11 protein-coding genes are annotated in these 12,917 nt (G+C 64.2%); 5 read left to right on the forward strand and 6 right to left on the reverse strand.

The genetic code is table 11. The annotated features are described in order from the left end of the window. From CIC12_RS09200 to dinB, 3 genes are all read left to right on the forward strand, one after another. On the forward strand, nucleotides 1-437 hold a 437-nt coding region (locus CIC12_RS09200; protein ID WP_168663816.1), incomplete at its 5' end, for a YceI family protein. A gap of 49 nt (nucleotides 438-486) precedes the next feature. Next, nucleotides 487-1,065, forward strand: a complete 579-nt coding sequence (locus CIC12_RS09205; RefSeq protein WP_168663817.1) for a YceI family protein — start codon at nucleotides 487-489, stop codon at nucleotides 1,063-1,065. Nucleotides 1,066-1,243: 178 nt separating this feature from the next. Continuing rightward, on the forward strand, nucleotides 1,244-2,410 hold the full coding sequence (gene dinB / locus CIC12_RS09210) for a DNA polymerase IV (protein WP_168663818.1): 1,167 nt from the start codon (nucleotides 1,244-1,246) through the stop codon (nucleotides 2,408-2,410). On the opposite strand, the gene CIC12_RS09215 is transcribed toward dinB, so the two are convergent. The 6 genes from CIC12_RS09215 to CIC12_RS09240 form a co-directional block, all read right to left on the reverse strand. Further along, nucleotides 2,377-3,837: a heavy metal sensor histidine kinase gene (locus CIC12_RS09215; RefSeq protein ID WP_168663819.1), complete on the reverse strand. Its 1,461-nt coding sequence runs from the start codon at nucleotides 3,835-3,837 to the stop codon at nucleotides 2,377-2,379. The genes dinB and CIC12_RS09215 overlap by 34 nt on opposite strands. Then, the gene (locus tag CIC12_RS09220; RefSeq protein ID WP_042328199.1) at nucleotides 3,834-4,520 is read right to left on the reverse strand and encodes a heavy metal response regulator transcription factor; all 687 of its coding nucleotides are present in this window, start codon (nucleotides 4,518-4,520) and stop codon (nucleotides 3,834-3,836) included. Before CIC12_RS09220 ends, CIC12_RS09215 begins: the two co-directional genes overlap by 4 nt. A 79-nt stretch (nucleotides 4,521-4,599) precedes the next feature. After that, entirely contained in the window at nucleotides 4,600-6,099 is a 1,500-nt protein-coding gene (locus CIC12_RS09225) for an efflux transporter outer membrane subunit (RefSeq protein ID WP_168663820.1), read from the reverse strand. After that, complete coding sequence (locus CIC12_RS09230) at nucleotides 6,099-7,322, reverse strand: efflux RND transporter periplasmic adaptor subunit (RefSeq protein ID WP_168663821.1); 1,224 nt, start codon at nucleotides 7,320-7,322, stop codon at nucleotides 6,099-6,101. Before CIC12_RS09230 ends, CIC12_RS09225 begins: the two co-directional genes overlap by 1 nt. A 29-nt stretch (nucleotides 7,323-7,351) precedes the next feature. Further along, nucleotides 7,352-10,648: an efflux RND transporter permease subunit gene (locus tag CIC12_RS09235; protein ID WP_168663822.1), complete on the reverse strand. Its 3,297-nt coding sequence runs from the start codon at nucleotides 10,646-10,648 to the stop codon at nucleotides 7,352-7,354. 384 nt (nucleotides 10,649-11,032) lie between these two features. After that, the gene (locus CIC12_RS09240) at nucleotides 11,033-11,467 is read right to left on the reverse strand and encodes a VOC family protein (protein ID WP_168663823.1); all 435 of its coding nucleotides are present in this window, start codon (nucleotides 11,465-11,467) and stop codon (nucleotides 11,033-11,035) included. A gap of 163 nt (nucleotides 11,468-11,630) precedes the next feature. On the opposite strand from CIC12_RS09240, the gene CIC12_RS09245 reads away from it, so the two are divergent. Continuing rightward, entirely contained in the window at nucleotides 11,631-12,515 is an 885-nt protein-coding gene (locus CIC12_RS09245) for a LysR family transcriptional regulator (protein WP_168663824.1), read from the forward strand. Nucleotides 12,516-12,704: 189 nt separating this feature from the next. Beyond that, nucleotides 12,705-12,917 (forward strand): LysE family transporter (locus CIC12_RS09250; RefSeq protein ID WP_168663825.1); only part of this gene is annotated, 213 nt, incomplete at its 3' end.

The raw sequence follows: 12,917 nt of genomic DNA on the forward strand, positions 1-12,917 counted from the left end.
ACGTGCCGGTCGACGGCAAGTTCAGGAAGTTCTCCGCGCAACTGAATTTCGATCCGGCGAAGTCCACCGCCGGCAGCGCGAACGTGTCGATCGACCCCGGCAGCTACGACCTCGGCGCCGCCGACTACAACAAGCAGGCGCAAGGCAAGCAATGGTTCGACAGCGCGGCCTTTCCCGCCGCGACTTTCGTGTCGAGCGCGATCGCGCCGGCCGGCGGCAACCAGTACCGGATTACCGGCAAGCTGACCATCAAGGGCAAGTCGCAAACCGTCGTGGTGCCGGTCGCCATCGCGAGCCAGGGCGCCACCCAAACCTTCGACGGCGCATTGCCGATCAAGCGCTCGCAGTTCGACGTCGGCACCGGCGAATGGAAAGACACGTCGGTCGTCGCCGACGAAGTCGTCATCCGGTTTCACCTCGTCGCGGCAAAGAAGTAACGCACAACACCGAAGCACCGCAGCACATTTCTAAAACCTGGAGTACACCTTGAAGAAACAATTTTTGCTCGCCACGGGCGCGCTGGCCGCTGCATTGTCGTTCAACGCGATGGCAGCCGATACGTATCAGCTCGATCCGACCCACACGTACCCGAGCTTCGAGACCGACCACTTCGGCGGCATCTCGACCTGGCGCGGCAAGTTCAGGAAGAGCAGCGGCACCGTCGTGCTCGATCGCGCCGCGAAGACCGGCACGGTCGACGTGACGATCGACATGACGTCGGTCGACATCGGCAATGACAAGCTCGACGCGGAACTCGTCACCGACAAGTTCTTCGACACCGCGAAATTCCCGACCGCCACCTACAAGGGCACGCAGATCCGCTTCGACGGCGACAAGCCGGTGGAAGTGATCGGCACGCTGACGATGCACGGCATCACGAAGCCGGTCAATCTGAAGATCGAATCGTTCAAGTGCTTCGTCAACCCGATGCTCAAGCGCGAAGTGTGCGGCACGGAATCGACCGCGACGTTCAACCGGGATGATTTCGGCATCGACTTCGGCAAGGCTTACGGCTTCAAGATGCAGACCACGCTGCACATCCAGGCTGAAGGCATCAGGCAGTAATGGCCTGCGCGGACGTGGCATGGCACTCAAGGTAATATGACGGTTTGGCAGCGGGCGCGCGGCGAATCGTCTTCCGCGCTGGCCGCTGCCCGACGCAGCAGGCCATCCCGCACGGCAGCACGGCACGCGCATCGAATGAACTGTCCGCTGCCGTGGCCCTCGTCCGTCGTTACCACCCGTGAGTTCTCCCGTCCGCCGCATCGCGCACCTCGACATGGATGCGTTCTACGCATCCGTCGAGCTGTTGCGCTATCCGGAACTGCGTGGCGAGGCGGTGGTAATCGGCGGCGGGCGCAACGCCGCGCCGCAAACACTCGAAGACGGCAGCCGCAGCTTCGCCAAGCTGCGCGACTATGCGGGCCGCGGCGTCGTGACCACCTCCACTTATGAAGCGCGCGCGCTCGGCGTGTTTTCGGCAATGGGCATGATGAAGGCGGCCGCACTCGCACCCGACGCCGTCCTGCTGCCCACCGACTTCGATTCGTACCGTCACTATTCGCGCCTGTTCAAAGCGGCGGTCGCCGCGTTCACCGACCGCATCGAAGATCGCGGTATCGACGAAATCTACATCGATCTGACGGGCTTGCCGGGCGAGTCGAGCGAGATCGGCGCGCGCATCAAGCAGGCGGTCAATCAGGCGACCGGGCTCACCTGCTCGATCTGTGTCGCGCCGAACAAGCTGCTCGCGAAGATCGGCTCAGAACTCGACAAACCCGACGGCCTCACGATTCTCACGCCCGCCGACATACCGTTGCGCGTGTGGCCGCTGCCGGTGCGCAAGGTCAACGGCATCGGCCCAAAGGCCGCGGAAAAGCTGACCGCGCTCGGGCTCGCCACCGTCGGCGATCTGGCGGCGGCGGACGCGGGGCTGTTGCAGGACAATTTCGGGCGCAGCTATTCGGCCTGGCTGATGCAGGTCGCCCAAGGTTATGACGAGCGGCCAGTGGTGGTCGAATCGGAACCCAAGTCGATGAGCCGCGAGACCACGTTCGAGCGCGATCTGCATCCGCGTCACGACCGGCCCGCGCTGTCCAGTTCGTTCACCGGCCTATGCGTGCGGGTCGCGGAAGATCTCGTGCGCAAGGGGTATGTGGGCCGGACCGTGGGCATCAAACTGCGTTACGACGATTTCCGCACGGTCACGCGCGATCTGACGCTCGACGAGCCGACCGCGGACGCCGTCGAAATCCGCCGCGCGGCGACCGAGTGCCTGCGGCGGGTGGAATTGAGTCGCAGGCTGCGCCTGCTCGGCGTGCGCGTAAGCGCCTTGACGCCCGCCAACGCACAGGCGCTGAAGCCGCGTGTGCCGGTTCAGGCCGACTTGCCTTTCGCGAGCGACGAGTAACCGTCCGCGACCGTGACGCCGGCATTCGGGCCATTCGGGCGCGCGATCTGCGCGTCTGCGCCGATGTGCGATACCGCCACCGAAAACGCAAACGTGTTGATCCCCTGCTCGCTGTGCGCCGACACGGTGCCGCGATGCATCTCCGCGATTGCCTTCACGATCGCGAGACCCAGCCCATGGTTTTCGCGGCTGTTCGTGCGTGAGACTTCCGCGCGATAGAAGCGGTCGAACAGATGTTCGAGCACGTCCGGCGCAATCGGCTCGCCGGGGTTCGCCACCACAACGCGCACCTGATCGCCGTCGCGCACGATCGTCACCTTGATCGTTGCACCCGGCTCGCAATGCTGGATCGCGTTCATCAACAGATTCGCGCAGGCGCGGCCGAACAGCGAGCGATTCACGCGCGCCTGTGCGTCACCCTGCAAACTCGCGTACACGCGCGCTTCTTCGAGCGGAATCTCCAGAAACTCCAGCGTGTGCGCGACTTCCGCGGCCAGCGATACCTCGATCAGCCCGGTCGCGCGCTCGCCCTGATCGGCGCGCGCGAGGAACAGCATGTCGTTGATGATCGCGCGCATGCGCTCAAACTCTTCGAGATTCGATTGCAGCGTAAGACGCAGATCGTCGACCGAGCGGTTGCGCGTCAACGCCACTTCGGTCTGGCCGATCAGGATCGTCACCGGCGTGCGCAGTTCGTGGGCGACGTCCGCGTTGAACGATTCGAGGCGGCCATACGCTCCGTCCAGACGTTCGAGCGCGCCGTTGAAGGAGTTCGCGAGATCATTCAGTTCGAGCGGCAGCGACGCGGTGTTCAGACGTTGCGAACGGTTGTTCGGGCTCACGGCGGACGCATCGCGCGTGAGCCGCGTGAGCGGCGCGAGCCCGAGGCGCGTCACCGAATAGCTGAGCAGCAGCACAGCGAGACTGCCCAGCGCGGACAGCGCGGCGAGCGCCGAGCCGAACACGCGCATCGTGCGCACATTCGGCGAGTAACTCGACGCCACCTGCAATTGCACGGGCGGACGCGGGCCGTAAGCGGGAATGGTCTGCGTGAACGTGAGCATGTCCTGGCCGCCCCCGGCCGGGGTCACGCGCGTATAACCGCCGGGCCAGTTCTTCACGACGGGACCGTCGACCGGCTTGCCGTAGTTATAGGACGGGTCCATGCTCGACACCGAGTACACGGTGCTGCCGTCGTGCGGCGTCATGTCGGTGAGTTTTTCGCGGGCCATGCGCCATTTTTCCGGCGTCACCGCGTGATAGACGATGATGCGGGCGATTTGGGTGCGATCGTCGAGCGACTCGCGCAAGTGATGTTCCAACTGCGTACGCAGCACCAGAAACAGCCCGGTGCCGATCAGCGTAAACACGAACAGCGCGACGAGCGCGAACATCGATGCGAGGCGGCGAGCAATCGAACGGTTCATGACGATTCAGCCTCTTCGCGCACTTCCAGCACATAGCCCATGCCGCGCACGGTGTGCAACAGCTTCGAGGGGAACGGGCCGTCGAGCTTCGCACGCAATCGTTTGATCGCGGTCTCGACCACGTTGGTGTGGCTGTCGAAATTGACGTCCCAGACGAGTTCGGTGATCGCCGTCTTCGACAGAATGTCGCCTTGCCGCCGCGCGAGCACGCTGAGCAGCTGGAACTCCTTCGCGGTCAGGTCGAGGCGCACGCCGTCGCGCGTCGCGCGCCGGCCGATCAGATCGACGAACAGATCGCCGACCGAAATCAGCGTGGATTCCTGCGAACGCGTGCGGCGCGCCAGTGCATGCAGCCGTTCCACCAGTTCGAGAAATGAGAAGGGTTTGGTCAGGTAATCGTCGGCACCTTCGCGCAGGCCGCGCACGCGGTCGTTCACGTGGTCGCGGGCGGTCAGCATGATGACCGGCGTCGATTTGCGCATGCGCAGCGCCTTGAGCACGCTGAAACCGTCGCGCTTGGGCAGCATCACGTCGAGGACGATCACGTCGTAGTCGAATTCGGTGGCCAGATGCATGCCTTCCTCGCCGTCCAGCGCCACGTCGACGACCCAACCCTGCTCTGTCAAACCGGAGCGCAGGTAGTCCACCACCTTGTGCTCGTCTTCAACAATCAGCAATTTCATGCGCGTCCCCTTGAGTGTCCATTATACGAAACGCCTTCGAATTCCTCCTGCGCGCGCGGATGCGTCGTGAACCGGCGGCTCATCTCGCGGGAGCCATCGCCTCCTGAGCGGCGGGCCGAGCGTCGTGAGGCGCGACCGCGAGATCGGCGCCGGCCTCCCAGCCACCGCCGAGCGCTTTCACCAGCGCCACCGACAAGGTCATCTGCTGGCCGTGAATCTGCACGTCCTGGCGCTCGCTGTTCAGTAGCGACTGCTGCGCGGTGATCACGTCGAGGTACGCCACGAGGCCGCCCGAATAGCGGTCGGTGGCAAGCGACAGCAGACGCTGCGCATCGCTCACCGCTTCCTGCGACTGCTTCGCCGCGCCGTCCAGCACCGACAGCCCGGTAACGCCGTCCTGCACCTGCTGGAACGCGTTGAGCACGGTCTGCCGGTAGGTCGCCTCGGTGGCCTGATAGCCTTCGCTCGCGAACTTGACGTTGGCCGCGCGGCGCCCGCCGTCGAACAGCACCTGACCGACCGTCGCGCCGAGCGTCCACATCAGCGTGGGCGCGCTCAGCAAGCTGGCGAACTGCGTGCTCTCCCAGCCGATGCCCGGCGTCAGCGTCAGGCTCGGAAAGAACGCCGCCTTGGCCACGCCGATCTGCGCGTTGGCCGCCGCCATCGCGCGTTCCGCCGAAGCGATGTCCGGGCGGCGTTGCAGCACGTCGCTCGGTACGCCGAGCGGGATCGCGGGCGCCTTCGCGTCGAGTACCTTGGGTTCGATCGCGAACTGCGGGGCCGGCACGCCGACCAGCGCGGCGATCGCGTGTTCGAACTGCGCGCGCTGATTCAGCAGCAGCTGCGCCTGCACGCGCGTCGAGTCGAGCAGCGACTTCTGCTGCAGTACTTCGAGGCCCGACACCGAACCGAGGTCGTGCTCGGACGTGACGTAGTCCAGCGCCTTCTGCTGCAGCTTCACCGACTGGTTCAGCACGTCGATCTCGGCATCGAGCTCTCGCAGCGAGAAATAGTCGGTGGCGAGGTCGGTGGTGAGCACGAGCCGCGCATTCGCCAGATCGTCCGCGGATTGCGCCGCCGAAGCCTCGGCGCCTTCCACCTCGCGACGTATCCGGCCGAATAGATCGGTGTCGTAGTTGATCGTCGGTCCGAGTTGCACACTGTTCTGCACGGTCGATTGAGTCGGCGTCGCGTAGTTGGTCAGCGGCCGGTTCTGCGAGATCCTGAAGCGCGAGGCCGTTGCGCCGACATCCACTTCGGGCACGCGTTGCGCGCTGGTGTTCGCGAGCGTCGCGCGCGCCTGCTCGTAGTGCGCGCTCGCCGCGACCAGGGTCTGGTTCTGCGCGAGCGCCTCGGTTTCGAGCGTGGCCAGCATCGGATCACCAAATGCGCTCCACCAGTCCGGTGAAATCGGCGCATGCGACGGCGTGGCGACGCGCCAGTACGAATCGGTGTGCCAGGTCGGCGGCACCTCGGCTTGCGGGCGTTGATAGTCCGGGCCGACCGTGCACGCGGCCAGCAACGTGACACCCACTGCGCTTGCAATGGCGGTGAGCGTCCGGCATGGACCCACGAACATCACGACGCCTCCTTGCCGTTCTTCTGCGGCTGCGTGACCTGCACGTGATCGCCGTCCGCGATCGAATCGCTCGGGTTGATGATGATTTTGTCACCCGCCCCGATGCCGCTTTCGATTTCGAGCGTCTGCCCGAGGTCGCGCGCGATCACAACCTTGCGCAGTTCGACGTGGCCCTTGGCATCGACCACCGCAATGCGCGGCCCTTCCGCGCGAAACAGCAGCGCGTTGCCTGGCACCGACAATTCCGCATGCGCCGCCGCCGGCACAGCGACTTGCACGTATGCGCCGGGACGCAGCTTGTCGTCGGGATTGGGCAGCGTCACTTCGATCTGCAGCGAGCGGGTCGGCACATCGATCGCGCCGGAAATATGCGTGACAGTGCCGTGAAACTGCTGGCCCGGCAGTTCCGCCTGCGTGACCACCACCTTCTGCCCCACCGACACGTTCTGCGCGTATGCCTGCGGCAATTGCACATAGACGCGCAACGGGTCCACCTGCGCGAGTGCGAACAGCGCGCGGCTCGTGCCGCTGCCCGCGTCGATCAGATCGCCGACGTCGACGTTGCGCTGCGTGACCACGCCGGCGAACGGCGCGACGATCCGCTTGAACGATTCGAGCTGCTGCAGGCGCTTGACGTTGGCATCGGCGGCGGCGAGGTTGGCGACGTCCTGCGTATAGGTGCTTTGCCGCTCGTCGAGTTCCTGCTGCGATACCGCATCGCGTTGACGCAATTGCTGCCAGCGCTCCAGCGAGCTTTTCGCGAGGCCGAGGCTCGAACTGATCTGCTGACGCTGCGCGAGAGCCTGCGCGAGTTCCTGATCGATCTCGGGCGTGTCGAGTTCGGCGAGCAGTTGGCCCTGCTTCACGCGTGCGCCGATGTCGGCGTACCAGTGCAGCAGATAGCCGGTCGAGCGCGCGTAGATCGGCGACTCGACATAGCCGCGCAAGGTGCCCGGCAAAAGCGTGTTGCCGCCGCCTTCGGTCTGCTTCGGGCTCACCACGTTCACGTACTGAATGGCGTTCTGCTGCGTGGTCGTCTCGACGGAGCGGCTTTGCAGCACGTTCGCGATCACGGTGCGCAAAGCGCCGAGCGCGAGCAGCGCCAGCACGATCCAGAGCGCGATCTTCGCGCGCTTCCATTCACGGTGACGCGGCGGCAGCGCGTGCCCTCCTTCGGTTTCTCGCGAGGGGATCGCCAGCGATGCATGTGTTTTTTCGGTCATCTCAGTCAGCCATCTCAGTCAGCCGTCATTTAACTTGATGCGGGCCGGGGAGCGCCGCCGTGGTCCGGCGCGGAGCCGTCGGGGTGGTCGTTGCCGTCGCCGCTATTGCCGCTCTTACCCTGGTCGCGCTGCTCACCTTCGTCGCCGTTGCCGCCGCCCTGGCCCGCCTGATCCGCGTCGTCAGTGCGATGACGGCGCGCGAGGCGGCTATGGATGCCCGCGAACACGACCGGCACAAAGAACAGCGTGGACACCGTGGCGAACAGCAGCCCGCCGATCACCGCGCGGCCGAGCGGCGCATTCTGCTCGGCGCCTTCGCCGAGGCCGAGCGCCATCGGGATCATGCCGATGATCATCGCGAACGCGGTCATCAGCACCGGGCGGATCCGGCTCGCGCCGGCTTCGAGCGCGGCGGTGAGCGGCGGCGCACCGGCGGTGAGGCGCTGGCGAGCGAAGGCGACCATCAGAATACTGTTGGCGGTGGCGACGCCCATCGTCATGATCGCGCCGGTCAGCGCCGGCACACTCAGATGCGTGCCCGTCAGAAACAGCATCCACACGATGCCCGCGAGCGCCGCCGGCAACGCGCTGACGATGATCAGCGGATCGACCCACGACTGGAAATTCACCACGATCAGCAGATACACCAGCACGATTGCCACCGCCACGCCCAGGCCGAGGCCGAAGAACGAGCTGCGCATGGTCTGCACCTGGCCGCGCACGACGATCTGACTGCCGCGCGGCAGCGACGCCCGCACGTTGTTCACGAGCTTGTCGACCTGATTGGCCACGCTGCCCAGATCGCGCTTCTCGACGCTCACGTACAGGTCGATGACCGGCCTGATGTTGTAGTGCGAGACCTCCGCGAACTGGTTTTGCGGCGAGACGCGCACCAGATTGCCGAGCAGCTGCGTGGGCCCGGTGGCCGCACCCGACACCGGCGTGCGCAGCATTTCGTCGATCGACGACACCTGATACTGCGGCGTCTGCACCGCCACCTTGTACTCCACGCCGTTCTTGTTGTTGATCCAGAATCCCGGCGACGTTTGCGAACTGCCCGACAACGAAATGAGCACGTTCTGCGCGACGTCGTTCGCACTCAGGTTGAGCTGCTGCAAGCGCGTGCGGTCCATCTGGAGGTTGATCACCGGTTCGTCCAGTTTTTGCTGGATGTGCGTGTCGACCGTGCCGGGAATCACCCGCACCTGCTTCAACAATTTGCGCGCGACCTCCAGGTTGCCTTGCTGGTTCGCGCCGGAAATCTGCACGTCCACGGCGGCAGGCAAACCGAAGTTGAGAATCTGCGTGACGATGTCGGCCGGCTGGAAGAAGAACTCCACGCCCGGAAAGCGCTGCGGCAAGATGGTGCGCAGCTTGTCCATGTACATCTGCGTCGGCTTGTGGTCTTCGTTCAGCGCGATCTGAACCTCGCCGTCGAACGTGCCGATCGTGGCGGCGTTGCTGTACGACAGGTTGATACCGCTATACGGCAAACCGAGGTTGTCGAGAATCGTGCCGAGTTCTTTCGGCGGCACGACCTCGCGGATCACCTTCTCGACTTCGTCGGCCAGACGCGCGGTTTCCTCGATACGTGTGCCGGTCGGCGCACGAAAATGCAGGCGAATATCGCCCGCGTCGACATTCGGGAAGAAGTCCTCACCAAGCACGAAGACCAGACCCATCGAGACGATGCAGAAGCCGAGAAACACGCCGCCGAACCTGCCGCGACGCACCAGCAGGCTGCTGAGAATCACGATGTACGCGGATCGCATGCGCTCGAAGCCGCTATCGAAACGCCGGTAAACGCGCGTGAACAGATTCGGCTTCGCATCGGGCCTGGGTTTGTGCGCGTGCCCCATGAGCAGCATCGCGAGCGTCGGCACCAGCGTGCGCGACAGGATGTACGACGCGAGCATCGCGAACACCACCGCTTCGGCGAGCGGCACGAACAGATAGCGTGCGACGCCGGTCAGGAAGAACATCGGCACGAACACGATGCAGATACACAGCGTCGAGACGAGCGCCGGAATCGCGATTTCGCCCGCACCGTCGAGAATCGCATCGTGCAGATTCGTGCCCATATGCAGATGCCGTTCGATGTTCTCGATCGTCACGGTCGCATCGTCGACGAGAATCCCGACCGCCAGCGCGAGCCCACCGAGCGTCATGATGTTGATGGTCTGCCCGAGCGCATGCAACACGATCAGCGACGTCAGGATCGACAGCGGAATCGAGATCGCGATGATGCAGGTGCTGCGCCAGTTACCGAGAAACAGCAGGATCATCGCGGCGGTCAGCGCGGCGGCGATCAACGCTTCGCGCACCACGCCCTGCACGGCCGCTTTCACGAACACCGACTGATCGAACAGCGCGGTGATGTTCAGATCCGGTGGCAACGCGGCGCGCGCGTTCGGCAACAGCCCTTTCAACGTATCGACGATCGACAGCGTCGAGGCGTTGCCGTTCTTCATCACCGACATCAGCACGCCGCGCCGTCCGTTCTGCCTGACGATATTGGTTTGCGGCGAGTAACCATCGCGCACATGCGCGACTTCACGCAAATAGGTCGTCGCGCCGTTGAGCGTGCGCACCGGAATATTGTTGAGCCCGTCGAGCGTGTCCGGCGAGCCGTTCATATTGACCGTGTATTCCTTCGGTCCGATCTTGGCTGTGCCGGTCGGCAGAATCAGGTTTTGCGCGTTGAACGCGTTGACCACGTCGGTCGGCGTCAGCCCCTTGGCAAGCAATGCGCGCGTGTCCAGGTCGACCGAAATCAGACGCGACTTGCCGCCGTACGGATACGGCACCGCTGCGCCCGGAATCGTCACGAGTTGCGGGCGCAGGAAGTTCAGCGCGGTGTCGTTGAGGTCCTGCTCCGAGAGTTTCGGGCTCGACAGGCCGAGCTGGATCACCGGAATGCTGGAGGCCGAATAGCTGATCACCAGAGGCGCGGTCGCGCCCGGCGGCATCTGCTTGAGCTGCGCCTGTTCGACGGCCACGGTCTGCGCGATCGCGGTCTGGATGTTCGCGTTGGGCTGCAGGAACACCTTCAGGATCGAGATGCCCGCGAGCGACTGCGATTCAATGTGCTCGATGTCGTTGACCGTGGTGGTCAGACTGCGCTCGTTGACCGACGTGATGCGGTTGGCCATGTCTTCGGCCGACAAACCCGTATACGTCCAGATGATGCTGACCACCGGAATATTGATTTCCGGCAACACGTCGACCGGCGTGGTGAACAGCACGAATGGCGTCGCCAGCAAGATCAGAATGGCCATCACGATGAACGTGTATGGCCGTTTAAGCGCTACGTTGACGATCCACATTGAAACGCGCCCAAGAGAATGCAGGTAAGGGATGGGTAAGTCAGCGCGTATGCTAGATCGGTAGCGCCAACGCCTGCATGGCGCGAAAATGGCGTAAATGTCAGGAAGGAAAACGTAAGCCGATGCCGCGTTTCAGACGTCCCAGCATTTGACGACAAGCAAACGTTTGTTGAGAAAAGATACGCCCTGTTGCGGGTACGTTGCGTCGCGCGATATGTGGCGGCATCCGGAAATATTACGAAATATGCTTTCAGATTGATTTGTGCAAAGCAAAGACGTTGCGCCGCGCAACGCGCCTTACACGACGTGTCGGATTAAAAAACCGGCCGCCCCTTTAGAGGTCGGCCGGTTTTTTGTGACGCGTGCTGCGCTGGTATGGGATGCCTACTTGGCGAACAGCGAAGACATATCGGCAAACGCCTTGAACTCCAGTGCATTGCCCGACGGATCGAGAAAGAACATCGTCGCCTGCTCGCCGACTTCGCCCTTGAAGCGCACATGCGGCTCGATGATGAAGTCGATGCCCGCCTGCTTCAGCTTGTCGGCGGCGGCCTGCCATTGTTCCATCGACAACACCGCGCCGAAGTGGCGCACCGGCACCGCATCGCCGTCGACCTTGCTGGTCTGACGGTGGCCGATCTCTTCCGGCGCGAGGTGCGCGACGATCTGATGGCCGTAGAAGTTGAAATCGACCCACGCGTCCGAGCTGCGGCCTTCCGGGCAGCCCAGCAGTTCGCCATAAAACTCGCGGGCGGCGGCGAGGCTGTGAACAGGAAACGCCAGATGGAACGGCGGCACAACGTTTTCGGCAACGCTCATGATGAACAACTCGCTGAACTGGAAGTGGGGTGGGTGGAATCGGCCTGGTGCCGCGCAGCCTATGCGCGCGAGGCCAAGCTCAGCGTCGATTTTAACCATGACCAAAAGTGGTGAAAAACGATATATATTTGATCTGACCATCACCTGTTTCGATCAATCTATCATGCTTAGCGAGCTCAAGACTTTCCTCGCCGTCAGCCAGTACGGCACGTTTTCCGGCGCGGGCGCGCGCATTGGCCTCACGCAATCGGCGGTCAGCGCGCAGATGCAACGACTCGAAGCGGAACTCGGCTTCGCGCTGTTCGACCGCACCGGCCGCTCGGCGACGCTCAACGACGCCGGCCGCGAAACGCTCGCGCTCGCCGAGGAAATGATGACGCTCTACGCGCGGCTCTCCGAACGCGGCGCGGTCGCGGCGGAAAGCGGCATGCTGCGGGTGGGCGCGATCGCGTCCGCGCAAGTGTCGTTTCTCGCCGACGCGCTCGCCCGTTTTCGCAACGACCGGCCCGGCTGGCGGATTCGTGTGGTGCCGGGCGTGTCGCTGGGTCTGCTGGGACAGGTGGATTCCGGGGAACTCGATCTGGCCATCATCATCAGGCCGCCATTCGCGCTGCCGTCCGAACTCGAATGGCGCACGCTCGTCAGCGAGCCGTTCGTGCTGCTCGTGCCGAAAAAGCTCGCGCGCGGGACGCGTTCCTGGCGCGAGCTGCTCAGGAGCGAGCCGTTCATCCGCTATGACCGCACGTCGTTCGGCGGCCGGCTGGTCGATCGTTTTTTGCGGCGCTCGCGGCTGAACGTGCATGACGCGATCGAACTGGACGAGTTGCAGGCGATCGTGCAACTCGTCGCGCGTGGGATCGGCGTGACGCTGCTTCCGAATACGGCGGGGCTCGGCAAGTGGCCGGCGAGCGTCGCCGCGCTCGAACTGGGCGACGCGACGTTCGAGCGCGAGATCGGACTCGTGCAGCGGCCGCGGCATAGCAGACAGGCGGTGACAGACGTGTTGGCAGAGTGTGTCGGTGCGGCGGCTGGGGCGCATAGGGCTTGATGCAGGGCCTGGCGTGGCCGATTGTGCTGTCGCGCAGACCGTCAACTGTATCTGTGAGACCTGCGCCACCGCGCGCAGAATCGTCGTTCGCACATCAGATCACACATTGAATCGCGAGCCCGATCCGCCTTCGCGCCGCGCCCCGCGCCCCGCGCGTCGCCGAAACCGACTGTCACCGAGTGCCCGCCCATGATCGCCAGCCCCTTTCCCAGCGCCGATGTCCTGATCGCCTACAGCGCCTATTTCGTCGGCACCGCGAGCCCGGGGCCCAGCAATCTCGCGATCATGTCGCTGGCGATGAGCTCGGGCCGACGCTCCGCGCTGACCTTCGCGCTCGGCGTGGTGTCGGGTTCGTTCTCGTGGGCGCTGCTGGCGTCGCTCGGTTTATCGGCGGTGCTCGCC

It is taken from the genome of Paraburkholderia sp. SG-MS1, from assembly GCF_012275575.1.
Classification (GTDB): Bacteria; Pseudomonadota; Gammaproteobacteria; order Burkholderiales; family Burkholderiaceae; genus Paraburkholderia.

Excerpts from the sequence above, each read along its gene's own strand:
- CIC12_RS09215 (WP_168663819.1), bottom strand. The coding sequence starts at position 3,837 with ATGAACCGTTCGATTGCTCGCCGCCTCGCATCGATGTTCGCGCTCGTC.
- CIC12_RS09220 (WP_042328199.1), bottom strand. The coding sequence starts at position 4,520 with ATGAAATTGCTGATTGTTGAAGACGAGCACAAGGTGGTGGACTACCTG.
- CIC12_RS09225 (WP_168663820.1), bottom strand. The coding sequence starts at position 6,099 with ATGTTCGTGGGTCCATGCCGGACGCTCACCGCCATTGCAAGCGCAGTG.
- CIC12_RS09230 (WP_168663821.1), bottom strand. The coding sequence starts at position 7,322 with ATGACCGAAAAAACACATGCATCGCTGGCGATCCCCTCGCGAGAAACC.
- CIC12_RS09235 (WP_168663822.1), bottom strand. The coding sequence starts at position 10,648 with ATGTGGATCGTCAACGTAGCGCTTAAACGGCCATACACGTTCATCGTG.
- CIC12_RS09240 (WP_168663823.1), bottom strand. The coding sequence starts at position 11,467 with ATGAGCGTTGCCGAAAACGTTGTGCCGCCGTTCCATCTGGCGTTTCCT.
- CIC12_RS09245 (WP_168663824.1), top strand. The coding sequence starts at position 11,631 with ATGCTTAGCGAGCTCAAGACTTTCCTCGCCGTCAGCCAGTACGGCACG.